Below are 23028 nucleotides of genomic sequence, written 5' to 3' on the forward strand. Positions count from 1 at the left end.
AGGGTTATCCTAACTTGTCTAGGCACTAATCTAGACATTAATTTTTTGCCACACATTAACCTGTGGGTGCGCAATACGGCGCATATTTGAAGGACGCCAAAACAACGCCTCACCTGGAGCCAATATAATATATCCACCTAACGCACACTGCTCTGATAGCCTTGCCAAAATATCACGCTGATCAAACTTGCGAAAATATAGCAGCATATTTTGACAGATAATGACATGCTGAAGGTGCGAAGTGGGTGGTTTTTGCTCAATAATATTGTGTAAAGCGAAGCTAACATAGCGTCGTAATGTTGGCGCAATCTGCCAGTCGGTCTGAGTGCCAGTCATCGCCTTTTTTGCGGTAGACACCTTATAAAAATGCGATTGACTGATATCACACTTAGCTCGCCATGGCTGAACGAACTGCTGGCACAGGTCTGGAATTAACGACTGCTGCCGCTTATCATACTGCCCTAATCGTGCTTTTGTAATGGCTTGTTGGCTAACATCCGTACCCAATATCGTATAATTAATCAATTGTTCAGAAGCCAAGCTCATCGCCAATGACCATGTTTCTTGCCCACTGGCACAACCAACACTCCAAATGCGAAATAAATCATTAGCATCATTGTTGTGACCACGATCAGTACTAGTGGCAGTAAGCTGCTGTCGCTGATGCTGTAATGCACTCTTTGTGACAAAATCGATAGAAGGCATATGGCGAAAAAAACGACTTTCGTGAATCAGTACTTTATCCAATAACTGCTGGCGTATTTCATCGTTTTTTGGTAGTTGACACCACAGCTTTTCAACTGTCAATCCATGTGATAATGCCGTGTGGTCAATCGCATTTATCAACCATTGCAGCTGGACATTGGGTAGAACGAAACCAATCTCTTGTTCTATATATCGCTGCCACTGCTGCACATCAAAACTGTCTGCCTGCAGCAAACCCTTAATCAACGAGGGCTTAACTGCTTTAATTAGATTGCTGTCTGGTTGAGTAAAATTATTCACGTCACCTGCTATAGTCACTGCTGCAAATCATCGTATCTGCACAGCATATTATTAACACATTAATTTAAAAACGGTCAGTGGTCTAACACCTACTTGACGTTAACACTTGTCATTACACACTTGCTGATAACGCTTCTTCGGTGTCCAACATCTCGTTTTCTAGTAGCTCATCATCGTTCGACACTTTAAAACCAGTGACTGACTCTTGCAATGCTGCAGCCATTTCGCTCAGCTCACCAATAGAGCGCGCGGTTGCCATTGTGCCAGAAGAGGTCTGTGAGGTAATATCTTGAATAATATTCATCGTATGGGAGATGTGACCAGCAGATTCTGACTGCTGCAAAGCGGCGTTTGAGATGTTTTGAATCAAGTCAGCCAAGGTATTAGAAACGCTCTGCACTTCTTCTAGGGCTTCACCAGCATCTTTTGCCAAACGTGCACCGCGCACAACTTCAGAGGTCGTCGATTCCATTGACATAACTGCTTCGTTGGTATCTGCCTGAATGGTTTTTACCAAGGTTTCAATCTGTTTGGTAGCGTTAGCTGAACGCTCAGCAAGACGTTGGACTTCATCAGCAACGACCGCAAAGCCTCGACCAGCCTCACCTGCCATCGATGCCTGAATAGCAGCATTCAATGCCAAAACGTTGGTCTGATCAGCAATATCATTAATCAAACCAACGATATCACCAATTTCTTGCGAAGACTCACCAAGACGCTTAATACGTTTTGAGGTCTCTTGAATCTGATCACGAATCACGTTCATACCTTCAATAGAGCGCTGTACAACTTCCGCTCCATTATGAGAGATGGCTACTGAGCGCTGAGCAACAGTCGCTGATTCTGAAGCGTTGTTCGAAACTTGGTCAATCGATACGGTCATCTCATTAATAGCCGCCGATACACCAGCAATTTCTTGTGCTTGGTGCTCAGATGCTTCAGCAAGTTCGACTGCATTCATCTGTGTTTGGTCTGAAGACTGCGAAACGCGGTCAGCCGTGTTGTTAATAACCAAAACCAATTGACGTAATTGGTCAATCGCAAAGTTCACTGAGTCAGCAATTGCCCCAGTAAAATCTTCTGATACGGTGGCATTAACCGTCAAATCACCTTCTGCTAAATCACCCAATTCATCAAGTAAACGTAGAATAGCAATCTGGTTACGTTCGTTTTCTTCTTGAATTTGACGCGCTCGCTCAGATTCCGCTTCTGCTTCCTGACGACGACGCAAGGTTTCTTTTTCAATGAGTAGGCGCTCTGATCCCCCACGCTGCTTCAGTAACTGATACAGAGCAAAGAGGATGCCTAATACCCCTACGACAAATATAATCGCTGGTAAAGTAACGGATTGATTAAAATCAGCCAAGTACTGACTTACTGACGATAACGAATTGACCAGCCAAATCAGGCAGGCCACACTTATTAGCACAAAAAACCCTAACAATAACTTCCACTTGCTATTAGCGTCCTTGCCATCTGTTGTATTGTTCGTACCAGCTACAGGTTTCTTTATAACATCACTCATCGTACGTATTCCTTTCAAACAATCATCAAAGTCTCATCGTGACTGACTTTGACAATCTTATTGTTATAAAAACAACAGTGATTAGCAAAGCCTGTATGAATACTGACACCCAACCGTATCATGTCATTCGCTATTATTTCGTCATCGTTATAGCAGCCAGATAGCTGTTATCGACTGCTATATTGCAGCATCGGTATACTGCAGGTCTTGTGCGAGCAGGCTTGGCATAAAAACATACCAATCTTGCTCATTTTTAAAGAACTTACCGTGATTATAAGGAGCAAAGGGCGAATTAGGCTCTATAGCTTCGGCACGGTATTGATCATGCGTAAATTGTTCAATCCCAATAACTTGATCCACTAACAGTCCTGAAAAGAGATTGTCATGTTCAATGACAATGACTTTGCGTTGGCTCATTTGCGTTAAACGACTAGGAACCTGTAGAAACTGAGACAAATCGGTGATTGGCAATAGGCGTCCGCGAATATTGGCGATGCCTAGCATCCAAGGCTTCACTAGAGGCAAGCTGGTATACTCTGGCATGGCCAATACTTCTGATACTTGACCCATCGGTGCAACTAACCGCTGTCCGCCAATCTCGAATACCACACCTTGCCAGTCATACTCTTGTCCACCGCGGCGACCACTTTTGCGCGCGCGTGCCAAGTCTGCTAAACGCAGAAGCTCAATAAACCCTCTGGAAGCCACAATCTACTCCATTACTTTACGAATGATATTAACCAATCCATTTTCGTCAACGGGCTTTGCCATATACTCTTTAGCGCCTTGGCGTTTTCCCCAAACTCGATCGGTTTCCTGATTTTTGGTACTGATCATAATCACTGGAATATGCGCGGTGGTTTTACCTCGAGTAATTTTGCGAGTGGCCTGAAAACCGTTCATCTCAGGCATAACCACGTCCATTAAAATGACATCTGGTAAGTGATCAATGGCCATCTGGCAACCTTGCTCACCATTTATAGCCTCTAATACTTTAAAATTATGTCTGGCAAGCATGTCGCGAAATTTCGCCATCTCAGATGGTGAGTCGTCAATGACTAAAACTGTAGTCATAGGAATTTCCTTTATTTTCGAAAGTATCCATAAGGATATGTTGTTATATTATTGAGACAATCCGACTGAAAGTAGCACGCCAACCATGAATGGCAGGGCAACTCTCTTAACAGTTTCGATTAAATATTGAGCCGTTATTAGTAATATTTTATCAATACTAAATCTCTTAACCGTAATGCCTAGCCTAATTTATCTGACTCTATATAAAGCATAGCTATGCATAAATCATACCAACTTGTAAGACAATATTTAATGATATATCTACAAGTGGACTTATTTATATTAGCGGTACTGATTAATTGCCTCGAACAGCTCATCTTTACTAAATGGCTTGGTCAGATACTCATCTGAACCCACAATACGACCACGCGCTTTGTCAAATAAGCCATCTTTAGACGACAACATAATCACAGGTTTGCTGGCATAATCAGGGTTGTTTTTTATTAGCGCACAAGTCTGATAGCCATCCAAACGCGGCATCATGATGTCGACAAAAATAATATCTGGATTGTTATCGACAATTTTTGCTAAAGCATCAAAACCATCAATGGCGGTCACAACTTCGCAACCCGCTTTTTGTAATAAAGTCTCTGCGGTACGGCGAATGGTTTTTGAATCATCAATCACCATTACTTTTAAACCATCAAAATTATTTTCCATTATCAGTGTCCTATAAACGACTATTTATTCTTAATACCATCCATCAATGCAAAAATTTAACGGTTATTTCAACCTGTCATATCATTCATTATTGGACTGATATGAGACGCTAAATTTGCATTACCATATGTTATGACAGTCGACATATCATCTGCCAGTATCTGCCTGTCAAACAGAGCGTCAACATGGGCTACTATACGCACTTTCTAATTAATAAGCTTACTAAATTGCGCCAAATCTATGGCTTTTTAGACGACTTATTTTGCTTTTATTATCGTCTACTGCAACCGTATTTGGTCTAAAACGAGGTAAAGTACCTTTTATTACTGATGACCATGACGATAAAAGAGGTAAGCTCGAAGTAGAATAACCATCAACCTTATGATATTTCTGCATTATATAGAAACGCTTGGCACATTGCTGAATAATTTTCTTTTGTGATAAAAATGTATCATTGTATTTTGTTATGTTTGTTTTAGCACAGTTATCGACTAATTTCCAGTTATGAGTGAGCCAATATTCGAACTGATCAGTAATATAAAAATTTGTTCAGACTTGCTATCACTCCTAGCTTAGCTAATGACTGGATTTATCAGCCTTAATGTCAGCTGTTTATTAAGTTTTCTGCACTTATTTCACCCAGTTGCAATTCACTATATAATAAAACGATGACTACTATGGTGACTGCTATGACGGCTTCTAAATTTTTAAAAAATAGCACCTATCTACTGAGTGCTTTTCTTCTTGCTGCCTGTCAGCCATCACCGCCTACCAATGAGCCTGTGACTGCAGAAAACAGTGAGACTGTAGATACCCCTATTGTCATTATCGACGATAGTGTGACCATGACGCCAGATCATATATTAAGCATAAAACCTTCACGTTATCAGCCTAGCCTTGGTTTACAAGGTAAGATCGAACCTATCAAACAGACTAAGCTTATCGCTGCATACCCCATTAACGTCGAAGAAATACTGGTTACTGAGGGTCAATGGGTAGAAAAAGATATGCCGCTGCTTATTGTTCGACGCGTGCAATCAGAAAGCAAAACAGTAGATGCATCCAACCCAGCCAAGGAGCAATCTTCGGCATCGAACAGCGTTGCCCCAGATTCTGAGATGACGAACGATGCGGTTGATGTAAAGCAAACACACTCACAAAAAACGGACGCTAGCTCAAAACCCAATCAACCTACAGCAGAAAATGGTGCAACAACCACTAAAAACGATCCAATTGCTAACAAAGAAGAGGCAGCAGCAAAAGCCACAGTGGGCGCTCCTAAAAACGCAGTCGGCAATCCTAAAAACAATGACCAAACCAGCGCTAATAGCACGGCGAGCTCAAAACCGCAGCAGAATCAGTATAATTTGATCACTGTGCGTGCCAGTTTTTCTGGCCGCGTAAAAAACTTATATGCCAAAGCAGGTCAAAGACTAGAGGCGCGCACGCCTTTATTACAGATTAGCGATGAAACTAAATTACACTTTATCGCGACCCTACCTATTCAAGCAGAACCGCAACTTTCGGTTGGTCAGACTGTCAATTTTACAGCTGAAGGTATGTCGGAACAGTTCACAGGACAAGTCAGTAAACTGACCGCGACCAGCCAGCCAAAAAAGCTGTTGGTCTATGTTAACGTCATTGACAATGAAGCAAGTCGAGACAAGTTATTGCCAGATATGAAAGTCACGGGGCGGGTTAATTATGGTCAAATAGATGTGGGCACTATCGTACCTAAGCGCGCGTTGCACGATGTTGACTTGACAGAATTACAAACGTCACCATATAAGCCTCTGTCACCGTTGACTGCTAACGTGTGGATTATTGGACAGGATCAGCGCCTGACACGCCAGCCTATTGAAGTAGTCGAATATGACCCTATCACAAAGCAGTATTTAATTGCAGGTATTAGCAACGACAGTTTGATTTGTTTGGCTGATTTACCGGCTGATGCTAAAGGTAAAAAAGTCAATGTCTCATAGCTATGCATGCCGACAGTTACATTGTGTAGAAACATTAACAAAGCCTCTCTTGTTTTGTAACTGCGTAATTAGGCAATATGACCGTATAATATATAGCATGAACCGAGTATTATGAATCATTGGTATTAAATGACTCAATATCTTGAAAGTTTGAGAAATCTTAGAAAGTTTGAGAACCTAGAGGCTTAACTGTTTAAAATCCTAAAATCAGCGATGTATTTATCGTGATACAAAATATCAAAACAGATGAAACGTTTGGCCAACCATAACAACAACTAGAGGATAACCCATGAGCAAGCAGATTTTATTAATCGAAGATGATCCTGATCTAGCTGAGTTAATCAGCGATTACCTGACCATGAATTATTATGACGTCCATCATGCAGGGCTTGGTCAAGAAGGGCTTGATTTATTGGATGCTAAAGAGCGTGACATTGATTTGGTCGTGCTTGACTTAATGCTGCCTGACATGGATGGTATGCAAGTTTGTCAAAAAATTCGCGGCAATAAAAACAACATGACCAATAAAGTGCCAATTATCATGTTGACAGCGAAAGGCGATACCACCGATCGCGTGCTAGGTCTTGAGATGGGTGCTGACGATTATATATCTAAGCCTTTTGAGCCACGTGAGCTTCTCGCTCGAATCCGTGCTGTTATTCGCCGTCATGAGCAGCCCAATCAAGCAGATAGCCAGTCTGATAGCTTGACCTTTGGTCGTTTGAGCGTGTTCCCTGACAGCCATGAAGTGACCATCGATGATGAGCCTGTCCGTTTAACGACGCATCAGTTTCAATTATTGCATTACTTTGCCACCCATTCTGGTAAAGTATTGAATCGCGAGCAACTGTGGCAAGCCATGCCCAATGATGACAGCTCAGATAATATCGATCGCGCCATTGATGTTCATATCTCGCGTCTGCGTGCTTTAATTGAAGACAACCCACGCCAGCCAAAACGCATTATTACGGTACGCGGTGTTGGTTATCAATTTGCCACTGATCAAGTTTGATCACAAAAGCGGCAAATTAATCGATAAAAACCATACTTTTGATTTGTTTATGCAAATTAGAAGTATGAGTCGATATAAACGGCTGATAGTAGAGATGGTTTAATGCAGCAGTTGGGATTTCGTTCGGTATTTGCCAAGTTATTTGCCAGTGTCATGTTGGCACTTATTTTATTTGCAGTGGCGATGGTGCTGTTGACGCAACTTGTGCACGATAAAGATGCAAGTATTCGATCAGAAGTATTGGCCACTCAGATTTTAGGACAAATAGACCCTTTCTTGCATGAGCTGAATATCTCTGTGAGCGAGGACAATCGCTTGCAAGCGCGCTTTATGCTAGCAGTGGTCAAAAAAAGCTTTGATATCTTTGATGAGTCGTTACAGGCAAAGATGGGCTTGTATGACAGCGAAGGTCGATTGCTAATGCAAACGGATAACAGCGATTTGCCATTGGAGTTGCCCGCACCGCCCTCTTTATTTTCACGCGTTTTTCCCTCTCTCGCAGACACCTCCCCTACCAAGCAAGCTCAGGTTTATAGCAGCACCGGCTATACGCTTTTGTATGAATCACGCTTACCGCCTAAAAAACCAGTACTCTCTTCTGCGCTGAATTTATTTACTGGCACACTACTACTATTACTGATTATGGCAGGTGTCCTATGGTGGATTGCTCGTACCATCACTTGGCGCATCAATCAGATGAGCCAGCAGATGGCGCAACTGGGTGATGGTGATTTTACCGTACGGGTGAATGCTCGTGGTAACGATGAGATCGCCTCACTAGCGCGTGGATTTAACCAAGCAGCACAAAAAATTGAACACCTTATCGATGCCAATAACCTGCTCTTAGCACATGCTTCTCACGAGCTACGTACCCCCATTACTCGTATCCGCTTACAGATTGAGATGATGGATATGCTCGCAGGAGCGCTACCATCTGATACCAAAGCAAAGTTTGATAAACGTGCGCAAGCGATTAACCGCGATTTGTCAGGGCTCAATGATTTGGTAGAGAGTATCCTACTGGTGAGTCGTTTAGACGCCGGTCATGCCTTGCAGCAAGTTGAAAGCTTAGACTTATACGATCTGGTGAATCAAGAGCGGCAACATTATCCTGAAGCGACGCTCATTGGTGAACATATTGTGATCGATGGTCAATCATCGATGTTGACCCATTTGATTCGCAACTTGTTAACCAATGCCATGCTACACGGCAAGCCACCCGTAACAGTACTATTGTATGGTGTGCAAACTATTGATGAAGCAGATACCATACCTGATTACCTGCTACAAACGATACTCTGCAGTAGCTTTGCCGATTATAATAGCTCTGATTTTGACTCCTATCACGAACCAAACGAGGTTAATGAAGACGATACGCATAATCATATTGCGCATAATCATACACACTTAAACGATTCTTCTCATATTACTGGTAAAGTTAAATCTGAAGCAACGGATGCTATTATCCTGTTGCCAGCACCACCGATATATAGAAACGGAGAAAATATTGCGGTTGAGCATGATCTCAATTCCGATACCGATACCGATACCGATACCGATACCGATGTGAATATAGAGACTAAAATAGATAAGGCTGATATTAATACCAACAGCGACATTGACTCTATTGAAACCTGTGCGACCTTAACAGAATCTACTGATGTGAATAGTGTTCAAACTGACTCAAGTACTTCGACAAACTCAGTCAACAGTAACGATACCGTTGGAAGCACCAGTGCATCCTCATTGATTGCTAATTATCATAACTTTACCAATGATTTGACTGACAAAATTAAAAAGGTGGTTTGGAAAGCAGTTCCTGACACTGAAGAGCCATCTGCAGTTATCAATGACGCTAAGAGTACTGCCTTGAATGATGCAATTCCTAAATCCAAAGGTGCCATAATAAATAAAGGTGGCACTACACGCGACAAGGGTGATGCTCAAAATAACACTCAAAATCCTACAGAAGTACTCAGTACACCGCGCAAAGAAGGCTTGTTTGCCAAGCATCTAAAAAAAGCCAAGACCGATCCTGTACGCCCATTACCGAAATATGCAGTATTGGCAGTGATTGATGAAGGCACGGGTATTCCAGAAGACAAACGTGAAGAAGTATTTAGCCCATTTGTGCGGTTGCAACAAAAAAATAAAGGCTCTGGACTAGGCTTATCGCTAGTATCACAAATCGTTACCGCACATCAGGGGCGCATCATTACTGATACATTAAATGGACATACTAGGTTTTTAGTTGTCATACCAGTCAAGCACGACCCACATTATCACCAGCATGACTAGAATGGGCTAAAAATGGCTAAACATCGTCAAATAGCGTATCAATGTCTCGATATTATTTGCGCTACTTTCCTTGTTTGACGGCAATTTATCTCATTTTTATCACTATTTTTAAAATGAGGACACGACCTAGTCAGCGATGCTATAGTCGATTCAATTTAAAAGTAGTACAAGGCAACCGAGTGTAGATGTATATTTAATACTTCAAGCGAGGTTAACGCAGTAATACTTTTATAGTGGAATGACTATATAAGGTGCTATGAACAGACACTTCATTCTACTGGATCGTCTCGACTCACATTCTACAAAACCCCTCTTACTAATAGCTATTAATCATAAGCCTGTCACGGATGTTCATATCCAAAGTGCTCGATAATATGCTATATTAGCGCCCCTTATTATAGGGTTATTAACGGTTGTTTCTTAATTGGCTTCTTACATTGTTAAAGAGGCCTGACAGCGCGTTTGTGACTATTAAAAAAATTATTGAATTTTGAGCCCTCCATGAATGACATGATTGTCTTAAACAATGTGACCAAGAGTTTTTTAAGCGACCGATCAATCAAAGACAAAGATGGCAAACCACATTGGTTTACTGCCGTTGAACCGACCTCGTTATCTGTCCAACAAGGCGAAATCTTCGGCCTAATGGGATACTCGGGTGCCGGTAAGTCTACTTTGCTACGCCTAATCAATATGCTTGAGCGTCCAGATGCTGGTCAAGTCATCGTCGATGGTACCGACTTGACCACATTGTCTGCCAGTGAATTGCGTATCGCTCGGCATAATATTGGTATGATTTTTCAGCAATTTAATCTGATGTCCAATCGTACTGTTTTTGACAACGTGGCCTTTAATTTAACTGTTTCAGGATATCCGAGCCGCGACATTCATAAACGAGTGATGGATTGCCTAGAGATTGTTGATCTAACAGACCGCGCTGGTCACTACCCTGCGCAGCTGTCAGGCGGACAAAAACAGCGTGTCGGTATTGCTCGAGCGATTGCCCCCAGTCCTAAAGTATTATTGGCTGATGAGCCGACCAGTGCGCTTGATCCTGCGACGACCCGCAGCTTGTTGACTTGTCTACGCGATATCAACGAACAACTTGCCGTCACCATTGTGATTGTGACTCATGAGATGAGTGTCATCCGTAGGCTGTGTGATCGCGCCGCATTACTGCATCAAGGTCAACTCTTGGAAGTTGCGGATGTGAGAGACGGTCTGATTCAGGCGACCACCCCGATTGGCAAAGGCTTAGTGCACGAAGACTAATGAGGCAGGAGAAATAAATATGTTAACTGGTAGTGAATTATCCGCCTCGATAGACAAGCTGTTTGCCCTGCGCAAAGAGATTGTGAACGCGTTTATTGATACATTTATTATGCTGGGCATCTCAACGACGGTGGCCATTGTCATCGGTGGGTTGTTTGGCGTATTTTTGTTTTTATCCAGTGATCGACAGTTTTTGCAAAACAAAACATTGTATGGTCTGCTTGGTGGCATCACCAACTTTATGCGTGCTTTCCCATTTGTCATTTTGATGATTGCCATGAGCCCATTTACGAAGGCTATCGTTGGCACGGGTATTGGACCGATTGCGGCCTCATTGGTACTCGCCATTGCAGGTTCGTTTTATTTTGCCCGTTTGGTCGAGCAAAACTTACGTGAAGTGCCACGCGGTATCATTGAGGCGACCGAGTCTATGGGCGCACGTCCTTTGACCATTATTAAAGTCTTACTCAATGAAGCACGCTCAGGACTGGTATTGTCCGTGACGATTCTCTGTATCAGCCTGCTCTCTTATTCAGCAGCGGCAGGTATGATTGGCGGCGGTGGTCTGGGGGATTTAGCCATTCGTTATGGCTACTATCGTTATCAAACGGAGGTGATGATTTTTATCGTTATTGTCCTATCAATAATGGTTGTATCCATTCAAGCATCGGGTAATTGGTTGGCTAACCGGTTGGATAAACGATAGAAAAAAAGACTTAGACAAAGCCTGTTAACGCTAATATGAATAATACTCAAGGTTTAATGCCGATTCATCCTAAGCAAAACGCTTGACTTTGTTACTGAGACCCTTTAATTTTGATACTAACTTAACAGTCGTTAACTTAGCAGCATTACTATCCCTAATGTTGCTTTTTTAATGGCCAGCGTTTGCCCTCCATCCCATCCCTCTTATTAAGGAAGCTTCATGAAATTAACAGATATCAGCCGTCAGTTAGCGACTGCATTTGCTGCCGTTGGCGTATCAAGCCTAGTCTTGGTTGGTTGCAACAACTCATCAGCGCCAGAAGCGACTAAAGAGCCTGTTACTGAAGGCTCAACAGCAGAGACTGCCGCTAGCGACATCGATCCTGAGCATACCAAAATCGTTATCGGTACCACCGAAGGCGACTTCGCCGATATGGTGCGTAACCAAGTGAAAAGCTCACTGGAAGCGCAAGGTTACGAAGTTGAGCTGATTGCTTTTACTGACTATGTACGCCCAAACCTTGCCTTGGCTGAAGGTGATTTGGACATCAACATCTTCCAGCATAAGCCTTATCTTGATACCTTCAAAAAAGAAAACAATCTTGATCTGGTAGAAGTTTTCCAGGTACCTACTGCCCCACTTGGCATTTACTCAGGTAAAAAGACCACGCTTGATGATGTCTATAAGGGCATGAGAGTCTCTGCCCCAAATGATCCAAGTAACTTTGCTCGTGCGCTGGTGATGATGGATGATCTTGGCTGGATTACGCTAAAAGACAATATTGACCCACTCACGGCATCAAAAACTGACATCGCTGATAACAGCAAATACGACATTGAAATCATTGAGTTAGAAGCTGCTCAATTGCCACGTGCTCGTGATGAAGTCGACTTTGCCGTCATCAATGGCAACTATGCCACGGATGCTGGTATCAAGCTGACTGAAGCGCTATTTCAAGAGCCTAGCTTTGCTTACGTCAACTGGTCAGCCATCAAATCAGCCGATGCTGGCAAAAAATGGGTCGAAGATGTGACAAATGCATATAACTCAGAAGCCTTTAAAAAGTATGCTCATGAAACTTTCCCTGGTTATAAGTACCCAAAAATCTGGGGCTCTGATCACAGTGCGCACACGGATACCGCAACAAAACCTGCACCTGTAGAAGCTGCTGCTCAATAAGCTCTTAAGCCAAAAGCTCTTAAATCCAAAACACTTAAATATCGTCTTCGTCCCGATTGTAAACGCCCATTGCTAGATAGTGATGGGCGTTTTTTATGGACTCAATTTTACGATTTTTACTTTTTAACCGCGCGCTGCTGGCTATCAGTTACTAAAAATGACGTTACAGCCTGTTTGTCCTTTGTAGGAAAGCGTCACTTGCCCTTTTACTTGCCGCTAATTTTTTCTATAGTGGGTAGGTCAAATAGAGAGGGTGATCAGAATATTGATGATTCGATGCTCTATCAATAAATACATAAATACATAAATAACAAGGATAATAAGATGCGTGCTAAAACTTATAATATTCGTACCGCTGGACAAGCAAATATTCCTGTACTAGGGCTTGGCACATGGCAATCGACTGGTCAAGATTGTGTTGATGTCGTCAGTCAAGCGTTGAAAATGGGTTACGAGCACATCGATACCGCTCAAGCTTATGGCAATGAAAAAGAAGTTGGTCAAGGTATCAAACAATCAGGGGTATCTCGGGATAAGTTCTTTTTGACCACAAAGATTTTTCCTGATGACATGAAGTTTGAGCCTGAGAAATTGATTGCCGCCGCCAAACGCTCTTTAGCAGACTTAGATACTAATTATGTTGATTTGCTACTATTGCACTGGCCGGATGACCGTGTTCCTTTATCTGAAACCATTCCTGCCTTGTGTGAGCTGCAGAAACAAGGTTTGACACGCCATATCGGCGTCTCTAACTTTAATATTGCCAATATCATTGAAGCTGAGAAATATGCTGATGTACCGATTGTGGTCAATCAGGTTGAGTTTCATCCTTTCATCAAGCAAAAAACCTTGCAGACTTTTTTGAACAATCACCATATTCTACTCGAAGCTTATTCACCACTTGCACGCGGTGATGTATTCGATAATGAGATTATTAAAGAAATCGCTGACAAACATAATGTCACGCCAGCACAGATATCATTGGCTTGGATTCTGGCAGACAAGCATCGTATCGCTATTCCGAAAACGTCTAACCCTGATCATTTGCAAGGCAACTTAGACGCTATAAAAGTACAATTAAGTGCGGATGATATTGAGAAAATCAGCAGCTTAGCGCGTGCTGATGGGCGCAAAATTAAGCATCCAGATTACTCGCCTGAATGGGACGACTAAGTTCTCGTAAAAAAACCACCAAAACTTATTAGGTCGTGTCCTCATTTTAAAAATGAGATAAATTGCCGTCAAACAAGGAAAGTAGCGCAAATAATATCGAGATATTGATAAGCTATTTGACGATGTTTGGCAAAATTTAGCCGTTTTTAGCCCATTTAGAGGTTAATCGGTTGAACTGAGGGCACGTCCTAGTACCAAAATTCATGTAAAAAAAGAGCCGCTAATAATATGTTAGCGGCTCTTTTACTATGATATGGACTATATAATTACTGCTGTAGAGTATCCGTCTCATGCACCTTTTCAGCAGGATTATATTGCTCAGAAGGAGGCACTACACCGCTACGATTGTTTTCTTTCATCGATTTGGCCACTTCTGGCGGCATGTAGTTTTCATCATGCTTCGCCAATACTTCTCCAGCGACAAAAGTATCACCCTGCATCTTACCTGTCGCGACGACGCCTGAGTTTTCAGCAAATAAATCTGGCAAAATACCTTGATAAGTCACTGGTACTGTCGATTGAAAGTCCGTAATGGCAAACTCAACGTTTAGTGGATTGTCTTCTGCGCGCTGGACACTACCCGCAACGACCATACCGCCTGCTCGAATACGCTTATCTTGTGGTGCTTCACCTTGTGCAATCGCGGTAGCATCAAAGTAGTAATCGGTCTGTTGCCCAATGGCATAAAGAACCAATACCACGGCTATCGCCGCCCCTGCAAGCGTAAACATAACCCACATCAGTTTTTTGCGACGAACTGCGTTCATACCACTACCTCATTGATGAGTCACTGTTTTATAAACTATAGTCAATGCCATACAAATATATAAAACAGAAAAATTTGAAGAAACTACCATTAGAAAAACGTTCTAAAAATGTCTTTCTAATCGTACTCTTCTAATGGCTATATGGTAGCATTTTTCGGACAAATCAATAAGCCCTATAACCTCTTTGGCAGTCACCTCTTTATCAGGTGCTAAGTTGCAGATTGAGTGGCTAAAAATTAACGGCTAACGCTAGATAGGACGAACCTACTAGCTAATTAGGCTGCTTGGTGACAGGCATTGTTGTTTTAGCAGTACGCTGTGCTTGCCGCGCTTGCTGAATGGTCAACTGTTTGATTAAAGCCTGTCGTTGTTTACGACTATAAATAACAAAAGCCAGCATCATGCCAACGGTAATTGCCCAGCATGACCAAACGAACACGCCATGCTTACCCATGGCAAGAAACTCAGATACGCTATAAAAGTAAGGCTGCATAATATTTTCCTAGCCGTGATTTTTTTTGGCGACAGTCATGACCATCATTTAGCTTGCCCGCGAATGTATTCTTTGACCCACGCTTTCCCTTGATCACGATACAAGATAAGGGTATTGGTACGATAAATCGCTAATGTTGCCACTAATAAATAACTACCAATAATCATCAGTAATAATGGCATCCACATATCTGCTGACATCTTAGGCGCGGCGGTCAAAGTAAAGGTCGAGCCTTGATGCAAGGTGTTCCACCACTGTACCGAGTACTTGATAATGGGTAGATTTACTGCGCCAACAATAGACAAAATGGCGGCGGCTTTACCACGATTGGCAGTATGCTCAAACGCAGCAAATAACGCCATCACGCCCGCATACAGAAACGCCAAAATGAGCATAGAGGTCAAACGTGCATCCCAAACCCAGTAAGTACCCCAAGTGGGTTTCGCCCAAATAGAGCCCGTGATTAAGCTAATCACACAGAGCAAGAATCCTAGCGGAGCAAGCGCCTGTGCCACTAAGCTAGCCGTTTTTATTTTCCAAACCAAAAAAATGACCCCGAGCACTGCTAAGGCAAAATAGATGGAAATAGCGATACTGGCAGCGGGTACGTGGATAAAGATAATGCGGTAGCTATTACCCTGCAGATAATCAGGCGGCGCAAAAGCGAGACCCCAGACACTACCGATCAACAGGCAAATACTGGCTAATATCGCCAGCCACTTGACCCAAGGCGAAAAAATGCGAAAAAACTGCTTGGTACCCACAGTGGTCAAAAAGCCTTGCCAGATGCGCTGCCACAAGCTAGGAGATGAGACGTTATTCAAGTTGGGCATGGGAATAAACCTATTGGCACAGCGTATTGGTTGTAACCGATATAGCGCATCATGGGCGCGACTACCTGTTAACCTGCCGGCGTTAAACACTGGATAAAATCTACAAGTGATTGTTTGCTTAGTTAACTGACTATTATAGCAAAATTGCCAGTTTTCAACATGCTGTTAATACAAAGGTTTTTTATAGGGGTTTTTATTACAAACTCTCAATACAGAGAGTTGTACATAGCTTATGTCGTTTCTAATTCAGCCACGCCATTTTTAACGTCATGGCAATCACCCATGGCATCACCAAAACCGAGATAATACTGCCTGCTAGTAATAAAGCCAGTATCGGTAAACCATTGAGACCAGTGGCAAATAAATCAACCGCTCCTGTGGCAAAAATTAACACTGGTAACTGCATCGGCAAAGCAATCAAAGGCACTAGCACCGCACCATTCTTTAATGACAGCGTCAAACTACTCGCGACCGCTGACAGCATCAAGAGCATCGGACTGCCCGTCACAATAGAAGCCATCAATATCCACGCCTCAAACCAACTAAGCTGAAACAAAGGCACGGCAAGTAAACTAAGCGCTGCCACAATACCACTACTAAAAATCCAATGGATAACCAAACGAATCAACACCCATAAGGGCAATGATGCTTTGGCAACGACCAATTGCGCCAGTGTGCCATTATCAAGGGCAGGCTTAAACAAACCATCGACACCCATGACCAGTGACAATAAAGCAGCAATCCACACCGCCGACACGCCAAGGCGTTGCAATAGCGCAGGCTCGCTACCCACTGCTAGCGGAAATAAGGTGATAATGACCAAAAAAAGCACTAGCGGATAAAGCCACTGCACGGCACCCTGTTGTTTGACTTGCCACTCGCGCCGCCATAGCTGCATAAAGCTGATACCACGCACCGCAGCTAAGTCAGTATTTGAGCTTTTATTCACTGTTTGTACTGGACCGTCTATTTCTATCATTTATTTGCTCTTCTACGGATGCTTGGGACACTTATACTGAGAGTATGCAAACTAGTATTCAAACCATATAATCGGACAAGTCGAGCACTTGATTGGCAACACCAACGGCCTGATGACTGGTCATTAATATAGCGCCACCTTCATGGGCAAAATCGCGCAATCTGTCTTCCATTCGCGCTACCATATCGACATCAAGGGCAGTAAAAGGCTCATCGAGTAGCCATAATGGTGTCACCTCAGGGGTCAATAAATATAACCTTGCAAGGGTGATACGGCGGGTTTGCCCAGCAGATAAATGGCTTGAGCTAATCGTCTCAAAGCCCTGTAATCCGACCCAAGTGAGGGCATCATCAATATCAGTAACGCTTGGGCTAATCCCATATAAATTCAGCAAAAAGGTCAGGTTTTGCGCGACCGTTAGATTTGGATGTATACCTAACTGGTGCGACACATACAAAGGCTGAATAGGTAAATTCGCTACTCCTTGATAATAAACCTCACCGCTTAACACTGGCAATAACCCAGCCAGCTGCATCAATAAAGTGGTCTTACCAGTACCGTTAGCACCAATTAAATGGCAAATGCTACCAGCTGCCAGATTGAGTACAACCCCTTCGCATAGAGGGATTTCGCCGCGCTGAACGGTCAGCTCATCAAGCGCAAGTAAGGCGGTATTCAGAGCTGTCATCAAAACCTCTCATTATTTATTAAGCGGCAATCAATATTCATCACAAACACAGATGACGTTCATGGCATAATACTTTATGCTTACCCCACCCACACAGTATAACAAATTGTCGATTATTATGACCTCAAAACCTATGCAGACTTCAAAAGATAACCAAAATTTAGATATGCCAGCGCTAACCGTAGATGGCTTAATCGAGGCACAAGTTGCCTTTATGCAGCAATGGCTCCGCACGCAAGCTGAACCACTGTCGATGCAGGCATGGCAGTGGTTTGCTGCACAGCCATTGAATAAATATGTCAGTGCCGATGATTTGCAACAGCTGATTAATGACTGGCTACTCAATCAACCGATGACGGATGTGATACGTAAAGATATTCGCGATATCTTGCATACGATTATTTATCATCCAGTCAATGACAATGTGCCGTTGTCTGAGCTGGTGGACGACACTCAAGTGCAGACCCTAGCCAATTATGTTGGTAGCCACGATCAGCAGCGTAATATCTTGATTCATACGCTGGTCGGCAACGAGACTTTTGCCGATTTGCTAACCCAAACGCTATATCATGCCATTAATGACTTTATGGAAACCACGCTGGATAAAGCAGGCGCTGCTGGTAAACTAATGAAATTTGGGCGCAGCTCTTTTGAAAAAGCGACCAATAGAAATCTTGACGAAAAACTGCAGGCGTATTTGCATCGTAATATTAAAGATTTAGCACGCCGCGCAGAAGCCAATGCGCAAGAGCATTTATCAAATGACGAAGTCGCGCGATTACTAATCACTGGTTGGGCGCGAATCAAAGACCAGCCTGTCAGTCATCTACAGACTTATCTGCGTGATGAACCTGACAACAGCAGCATCGATCATATCGAAGCCAGCATTCAGCAAAGCTATAACCGCCTGCGCCAGTCACCTTACTTACACAGCCTTGTGGCAGCGAGCATCGATACTTGGTATGGTAATCATCAGTCAGATACTATTGCGACGGTAGTTTCGAGTCTTCATATTGATGAGCAAGCCATGACCCAATTGAGTACAGCGCTATTACCTGTGGTACACGATGCCATTGAAAGCGAGTGGTTGACGGCACATGCTCGTGAAATGTTACAAGCGTTTTATGAGCAACCGAATATCAAAAAAGGCTTAGCATTTAATACCTAGTCGTTTACTGTCTTAACGTATTTGTCTCAATTTTCCATATCATTCATTTATTTGACAGCACCATACTTATGAGTCAACGTAACACACTCAGCTTGTGGCAAAAACTCAAACAGTTACTGACTGGTTCAGCAGCGCAGGCTAATGAAGTTGAAATTGATATGACGCAAACAGAACCTCATGACATATATAGGAGTGATACATATAGTAGTGATACAGATGATGAGGACACTAGTGATGCTTATGATAATACCGAAATCGATTCTGAATCTGATGTCAAAAATAATAGCGAACACTCAGAAACTGACGCCTTTAACTCGAGTGCCAGTCAACACGAAACTAGCGACACGCCCATTATCGATTTTCTGAAACAGTACTTTAGTGATAAGCAATGGCACTATACTCACTATCGACCCAAAAGCAGTGGCAACAAAAACAATGACCGTCAGCAATCACATCACTTATCGCTTAGAATGCGCAATAAAAGTCTCGATTGCGGCTATTTGTTTCGCGTGCAAGAAAAAAACAAGCTGCTAGCAGTCTATGGAATTTTGCCATTTTTAATACCAGAAAGTCATCAAAGCGCGGCGATGCTACTGATTACTCAAATAAATTATGACTTGTTAATCGGCAATCTAGAAATGGATGTTAATGATGGCGAGATACGCTACAAACACGCTATCGATGTCGAAGCGGTAGGCATCGGTAATGATGTTATCGAGCATTTATTACAAAGTGTCATCGCGATGACCACGGTCGCGAATGAGATATTTAATGATTTGATCGATAATCAAAACCCTGCGGAAGACTTACCGACATTGCTGACCGAGCTACGTCAACAATCAGATTCTAGAACCTTCTTTTTGCCAACGCAATTTGTGCAGTAATGAACTGACTACCATAGCTATCCGTAGCTTTTACAATGTCTCATCAGCACCTTATTGTTAAAGCGCTTAAACCTATTTATCCTTAAAATACTTTTCAAAAAAGACATCCTCTAACACTATGCTAAAAATTGCTTACTCTGATATTTTTCGATATTCCGTGCCGGAAAAACACCGCTTTCCCATGCAAAAATACACCATGATTCCTGAGCGGCTATTGGCTGAAGGCATTATCAGTACCGACAACTTTTTTGCCCCTGCACGTTTGAGCGAAGATGAAATTTTGACCACGCATACTGCGGACTACTGGTATCAGCTGAAAACCCAAACGCTACCACGAAAGGAAGCGCGAGCCATTGGCTTTGAAATGACACCAGAGCTGGTAGAACGTGGGCGTTATATTGCTCATGCCACTTATGAATGTGCATTATATGCGCAGCAATATGGCGCGGCGATGAATGTCGCAGGTGGCACGCATCATGCGTTTGCTGATCATGGCGAAGGGTTTTGCGTGTTTAATGATGTTTGTATCGCGAGTAATTTACTATTAAATCGTGGACAGGCGCAAAAGATTTTAGTGGTCGATTTAGACGTCCATCAGGGCAATGGCAATGCCAGTATTATGGCAGGTGAGCCGCGCGTTTTTGTGTTTAGCATGCATGGCGCAAAAAACTATCCATTTCGAAAGCAAGTATCAGATTTGGATATTGAGCTAGACAATGATACTGGCGATGCGGAGTATTTGCAGTCACTAGAGGCGACATTACCACGTTTGATTAGCGACGTTGCGCCAGATATGATATTTTATCAATCCGCCGTCGATGTGCTGGCAACTGATAAATTAGGAAAGTTAGGGCTGACGATAGAGGGCTGTAAGGCACGTGATGAATATGTATTACGCCAAGCAAAAGCCGCTAAAATTCCTATCGCTATCGTGATGGGTGGTGGCTATTCAGAAGATATCGACGATGTGGTTGAAGCGCACTGTAATACCTTTCGTTTGGCGCAACAGATATTTTTTAATGAAATAACAAAATAACGCGCGCATAAAATAGCATCTAAGCAGCCAGCTGCCTCGCGAGCTATCTTATAAAAATGCCATGACTCCCTGCCAGCCGACACGAATACCAAGCACGGTAAGTATCAATAAAATAAGCTGACGAAAGCGCGCTTGAGGCAAATAGCGACGCAAGCGGATGCCAACTAAAAGCGCAGCAATCGATAGTACACTAAGTAGAATAATCAGCTGCCATTCACCACTGCTGAGCGCCATAATAGGTTCACGTAATACCATAATTTGGGCAATTTTACCCAAAAAATAGCACATGTTGCCGACTTTGGCGATGGTGTTTTTATCATCGCTGGCAGACAGTAGATACATCATCAATATGGTCGACATGGCATTGGTCGAGCCACCAATCACCCCTGCACTAAAACCAACGATGATTAACACAGGCTTGGTAGCAGGTAGACGGAGTTGCTTACCAAGCAAGCTGCTTATGACGTAAAAACCAATAACCGCTGCCAATAGTAATAAAATATAGGCGCTATCGACCCATAGTAAGAGCTTCGCGCCTAGAATACTACCGAGTAAGCTGGTCAATGCCAGTAACCAATAGCGCCTGCCGTAATAGATAAAATTTTGCCAGATCGTACGGTCGCCACCCGCGAGCCAAGTCATGGCATTAAGCAATAATGACGGAAAAATGACCAACACAATAGCATGTGGTAACGGATAGATACTAGCAAGCGCAGTGGTCGTCACCAACGTCACACCTAACCCACTAATACCGTGTAGCAACGATGCCAGCGCAAAGATTACCATCAATAACAACGTCTGAGTGCTATCACTATCCATCATATTAGCCATAAACATTAAGACCTAATATCTGGATTAATAGTGACATAACTAGGCATTGTGGCGTTGCCATATTGTCTCACCAATGATGCCAGCCAACTGCTCTGCAATCTTATCTTTGCTCGCCTTCTCAAGTGTGACGCTATCGTGCTCATAACGCTCTGAGAAAAATACCTGCATGGCATTGTCATCGCTGGCAAAACCAATGTCTGCTCGGGAAACATCATTACAAGCGATCAAATCTAGATCTTTAGACACCAGTTTGCCACGAGCATAGCGCTCGATATCTTGCGTTTCTGCCGCAAAACCGACTACAAACAGCGCTGGATGCGCAAGCGAAATCGTCGCTAAGATATCAGGATTTTTGACCAAACTCAGCGTCATAGCATCTTGGGTTTTTTTAATTTTTTGCGGGGCAGCTTCTTCAGTACGATAATCAGCGACAGCAGCCGTGGCGATAAAGATATCCGCCATTACATTTTGATTCTCGCTATGAGCATGCTCCTCATCATCAATCTCATGGCTGTGGTTATGACTGTGGCTATGATCATCGCCGCAATCACACTCGCCATGATGTTCATGTTGATGGCTATGGTCGTGATCGTGAGAATGGTCGTGCTCATCTTCAGGCACATACTGTAGCGCACTGTGCGTACCATCCACGCACTGCTGCGCCGCCATCAGCATCTCTTTAGCCGACAATACATCAATACGTGTGACATTCAGCGGTGTCGGCAGTGCCACTTTGCCGCCCACAATCAAGATAACGTCTGCACCAGCAGCCACGCACGCACGTGCTAATGCAAAGCCCATCTTGCCAGTAGAGTGATTGGACAAGTAGCGCACCGGATCGATAGCTTCTACCGTCGGTCCTGCAGTAATTACCACGCGTTTACCTGCCAATAATTGCGGCGTGGTTTGCATGGCGTTAAATAATAACACTTCTGCCAAGAGCTGCTCAGGTTCAGGCAAACGCCCTGCTCCCACATCACCGCAGGCTTGCTCACCGCTAGCAGGCGCAATAATTTGATAATTCATATCGCGCAGGGTCTGTACATTGAGATTGACCGCAGGGTGCGCCCACATCTGCTGATTCATGGCCGGCGCAATGATGACTGGTGCCGCCGTTGCCAGGCATACGGTTGTCAATAAATCATCAGCCATGCCCATCGCGAGACGCGCCAGCGTATTGGCAGAGGCTGGGGCAATGATGATTAAATCTGCCCATTTCGCCAATTCGATATGCCCCATCCCCGCTTCTGCTTTTTCATCGAGTAATGAGATATGCACCTCATTCCCAGTCAAAGCTTGCAGGGTCAGTGGCGTAATAAAAGCTTGTGCCCCTGTGGTCATAATGACACGCACCTCAAAGCCTGCCTTGATTAATAGGCGGGCAAAGATAGCAGATTTATAAGCGGCGATACCGCCAGTGATAGCAAGCACAATATTGGACATAAGCATGGCATCAATAAAAA

At 43.3% G+C, this 23028-nt stretch carries 21 protein-coding genes and 1 pseudogene; 10 read left to right on the forward strand and 12 right to left on the reverse strand.

All coding sequences use genetic code 11. The annotated features are described in order from the left end of the window. Positions 1-30: 30 nt before the first annotated feature. From INT03_RS11280 to pilG, 5 genes and pseudogenes are all read right to left on the reverse strand, one after another. Positions 31-972, reverse strand: coding sequence for a CheR family methyltransferase (locus INT03_RS11280; protein WP_413469134.1), 942 nt, complete (start codon positions 970-972; stop codon positions 31-33). Between the two features lie 145 nt (positions 973-1117). After that, positions 1118-2191, reverse strand: a pseudogene (locus tag INT03_RS11285) (methyl-accepting chemotaxis protein); the annotation flags it as partial. Between the two features lie 516 nt (positions 2192-2707). After that, positions 2708-3238, reverse strand: a complete 531-nt coding sequence (locus tag INT03_RS11290; protein ID WP_055124771.1) for a chemotaxis protein CheW — start codon at positions 3236-3238, stop codon at positions 2708-2710. Between the two features lie 3 nt (positions 3239-3241). Continuing rightward, positions 3242-3604: a response regulator gene (locus tag INT03_RS11295; RefSeq protein ID WP_045444033.1), complete on the reverse strand. Its 363-nt coding sequence runs from the start codon at positions 3602-3604 to the stop codon at positions 3242-3244. A 282-nt stretch (positions 3605-3886) separates the two neighbouring features. Next, positions 3887-4264, reverse strand: a complete 378-nt coding sequence (gene pilG, locus INT03_RS11300) for a twitching motility response regulator PilG (protein ID WP_045453505.1) — start codon at positions 4262-4264, stop codon at positions 3887-3889. 689 nt (positions 4265-4953) lie between these two features. On the opposite strand from pilG, the gene INT03_RS11305 reads away from it, so the two are divergent. From INT03_RS11305 to INT03_RS11335, 7 genes are all read left to right on the forward strand, one after another. After that, positions 4954-6246: an efflux RND transporter periplasmic adaptor subunit gene (locus INT03_RS11305; protein WP_226951687.1), complete on the forward strand. Its 1293-nt coding sequence runs from the start codon at positions 4954-4956 to the stop codon at positions 6244-6246. 289 nt (positions 6247-6535) lie between these two features. Beyond that, positions 6536-7258, forward strand: a complete 723-nt coding sequence (locus INT03_RS11310) for a response regulator transcription factor (RefSeq protein ID WP_045444030.1) — start codon at positions 6536-6538, stop codon at positions 7256-7258. A gap of 102 nt (positions 7259-7360) precedes the next feature. Further along, positions 7361-9556, forward strand: coding sequence for a sensor histidine kinase (locus tag INT03_RS11315; RefSeq protein ID WP_193009028.1), 2196 nt, complete (start codon positions 7361-7363; stop codon positions 9554-9556). Positions 9557-10057: 501 nt separating this feature from the next. Further along, the gene (locus tag INT03_RS11320; RefSeq protein WP_193009029.1) at positions 10058-10828 is read left to right on the forward strand and encodes a methionine ABC transporter ATP-binding protein; all 771 of its coding nucleotides are present in this window, start codon (positions 10058-10060) and stop codon (positions 10826-10828) included. Positions 10829-10847: 19 nt separating this feature from the next. Beyond that, complete coding sequence (locus INT03_RS11325) at positions 10848-11534, forward strand: methionine ABC transporter permease (RefSeq protein WP_060491817.1); 687 nt, start codon at positions 10848-10850, stop codon at positions 11532-11534. A gap of 219 nt (positions 11535-11753) precedes the next feature. Further along, positions 11754-12713 (forward strand): MetQ/NlpA family ABC transporter substrate-binding protein, encoded by a 960-nt coding sequence (locus INT03_RS11330; protein ID WP_193009030.1) that lies wholly within the window; start codon positions 11754-11756, stop codon positions 12711-12713. A 324-nt stretch (positions 12714-13037) separates the two neighbouring features. Further along, positions 13038-13886, forward strand: a complete 849-nt coding sequence (locus INT03_RS11335) for an aldo/keto reductase (protein ID WP_193009031.1) — start codon at positions 13038-13040, stop codon at positions 13884-13886. A gap of 266 nt (positions 13887-14152) precedes the next feature. Here the strand turns inward: INT03_RS11335 and ccmE are convergent, their stop codons facing one another. The 5 genes from ccmE to ccmA all read right to left on the reverse strand — a co-directional run bounded on the left by ccmE (position 14153) and on the right by ccmA (position 17646). Continuing rightward, on the reverse strand, positions 14153-14653 hold the full coding sequence (gene ccmE / locus INT03_RS11340; RefSeq protein ID WP_045453493.1) for a cytochrome c maturation protein CcmE: 501 nt from the start codon (positions 14651-14653) through the stop codon (positions 14153-14155). 271 nt (positions 14654-14924) lie between these two features. After that, positions 14925-15146 (reverse strand): heme exporter protein CcmD, encoded by a 222-nt coding sequence (gene ccmD, locus INT03_RS11345; protein WP_193009032.1) that lies wholly within the window; start codon positions 15144-15146, stop codon positions 14925-14927. A 44-nt stretch (positions 15147-15190) separates the two neighbouring features. Then, entirely contained in the window at positions 15191-15979 is a 789-nt protein-coding gene (gene ccmC / locus INT03_RS11350; protein WP_060491821.1) for a heme ABC transporter permease CcmC, read from the reverse strand. Between the two features lie 241 nt (positions 15980-16220). After that, positions 16221-16877, reverse strand: a complete 657-nt coding sequence (locus INT03_RS11355; RefSeq protein WP_045444605.1) for a heme exporter protein CcmB — start codon at positions 16875-16877, stop codon at positions 16221-16223. Between the two features lie 139 nt (positions 16878-17016). After that, a complete protein-coding gene (gene ccmA / locus INT03_RS11360) occupies positions 17017-17646 on the reverse strand; it encodes a heme ABC exporter ATP-binding protein CcmA (protein ID WP_055124780.1) in 630 nt (209 codons plus the stop codon). 133 nt (positions 17647-17779) lie between these two features. Here ccmA and INT03_RS11365 point away from each other — a divergent pair, with 133 nt between their 5' ends. From INT03_RS11365 to INT03_RS11375, 3 genes are all read left to right on the forward strand, one after another. Beyond that, positions 17780-18814, forward strand: coding sequence for a hypothetical protein (locus tag INT03_RS11365; protein ID WP_226951688.1), 1035 nt, complete (start codon positions 17780-17782; stop codon positions 18812-18814). 68 nt (positions 18815-18882) lie between these two features. Continuing rightward, positions 18883-19698 carry a YbjN domain-containing protein gene (locus tag INT03_RS11370; protein WP_193009033.1) on the forward strand — a complete coding sequence of 272 codons (816 nt, stop codon included), beginning with the start codon at positions 18883-18885 and terminating at the stop codon, positions 19696-19698. Between the two features lie 118 nt (positions 19699-19816). Next, positions 19817-20734, forward strand: a complete 918-nt coding sequence (locus INT03_RS11375) for a histone deacetylase (RefSeq protein WP_193009034.1) — start codon at positions 19817-19819, stop codon at positions 20732-20734. A 48-nt stretch (positions 20735-20782) separates the two neighbouring features. On the opposite strand, the gene INT03_RS11380 is transcribed toward INT03_RS11375, so the two are convergent. Further along, positions 20783-21565, reverse strand: a complete 783-nt coding sequence (locus INT03_RS11380) for a sulfite exporter TauE/SafE family protein (protein WP_193009035.1) — start codon at positions 21563-21565, stop codon at positions 20783-20785. Positions 21566-21604: 39 nt separating this feature from the next. Continuing rightward, the gene (gene coaBC, locus INT03_RS15130; protein WP_193009036.1) at positions 21605-23008 is read right to left on the reverse strand and encodes a bifunctional phosphopantothenoylcysteine decarboxylase/phosphopantothenate--cysteine ligase CoaBC; all 1404 of its coding nucleotides are present in this window, start codon (positions 23006-23008) and stop codon (positions 21605-21607) included. Positions 23009-23028 lie beyond the last annotated feature (20 nt).

Origin of the sequence: Psychrobacter sp. PG1, from assembly GCF_014897815.1 — a bacterium.
GTDB lineage: Bacteria > Pseudomonadota > Gammaproteobacteria > Pseudomonadales > Moraxellaceae > Psychrobacter.

Coding starts and splice junctions, on each gene's coding strand:
- ccmD (WP_193009032.1), bottom strand. CDS start 15,146: ATGCAGCCTTACTTTTATAGCGTATCTGAGTTTCTTGCCATGGGTAAG.
- INT03_RS11325 (WP_060491817.1), top strand. CDS start 10,848: ATGTTAACTGGTAGTGAATTATCCGCCTCGATAGACAAGCTGTTTGCC.
- INT03_RS11380 (WP_193009035.1), bottom strand. CDS start 21,565: ATGGCTAATATGATGGATAGTGATAGCACTCAGACGTTGTTATTGATG.
- INT03_RS11315 (WP_193009028.1), top strand. CDS start 7,361: ATGCAGCAGTTGGGATTTCGTTCGGTATTTGCCAAGTTATTTGCCAGT.
- INT03_RS11365 (WP_226951688.1), top strand. CDS start 17,780: ATGCAGACTTCAAAAGATAACCAAAATTTAGATATGCCAGCGCTAACC.
- INT03_RS11375 (WP_193009034.1), top strand. CDS start 19,817: ATGCTAAAAATTGCTTACTCTGATATTTTTCGATATTCCGTGCCGGAA.
- INT03_RS11320 (WP_193009029.1), top strand. CDS start 10,058: ATGAATGACATGATTGTCTTAAACAATGTGACCAAGAGTTTTTTAAGC.
- ccmC (WP_060491821.1), bottom strand. CDS start 15,979: ATGCCCAACTTGAATAACGTCTCATCTCCTAGCTTGTGGCAGCGCATC.
- INT03_RS11330 (WP_193009030.1), top strand. CDS start 11,754: ATGAAATTAACAGATATCAGCCGTCAGTTAGCGACTGCATTTGCTGCC.
- INT03_RS11295 (WP_045444033.1), bottom strand. CDS start 3,604: ATGACTACAGTTTTAGTCATTGACGACTCACCATCTGAGATGGCGAAA.
- pilG (WP_045453505.1), bottom strand. CDS start 4,264: ATGGAAAATAATTTTGATGGTTTAAAAGTAATGGTGATTGATGATTCA.
- ccmA (WP_055124780.1), bottom strand. CDS start 17,646: ATGACAGCTCTGAATACCGCCTTACTTGCGCTTGATGAGCTGACCGTT.
- INT03_RS11305 (WP_226951687.1), top strand. CDS start 4,954: ATGACGGCTTCTAAATTTTTAAAAAATAGCACCTATCTACTGAGTGCT.
- INT03_RS11355 (WP_045444605.1), bottom strand. CDS start 16,877: ATGCAGCTATGGCGGCGCGAGTGGCAAGTCAAACAACAGGGTGCCGTG.
- coaBC (WP_193009036.1), bottom strand. CDS start 23,008: ATGTCCAATATTGTGCTTGCTATCACTGGCGGTATCGCCGCTTATAAA.
- INT03_RS11335 (WP_193009031.1), top strand. CDS start 13,038: ATGCGTGCTAAAACTTATAATATTCGTACCGCTGGACAAGCAAATATT.
- ccmE (WP_045453493.1), bottom strand. CDS start 14,653: ATGAACGCAGTTCGTCGCAAAAAACTGATGTGGGTTATGTTTACGCTT.
- INT03_RS11310 (WP_045444030.1), top strand. CDS start 6,536: ATGAGCAAGCAGATTTTATTAATCGAAGATGATCCTGATCTAGCTGAG.
- INT03_RS11370 (WP_193009033.1), top strand. CDS start 18,883: ATGAGTCAACGTAACACACTCAGCTTGTGGCAAAAACTCAAACAGTTA.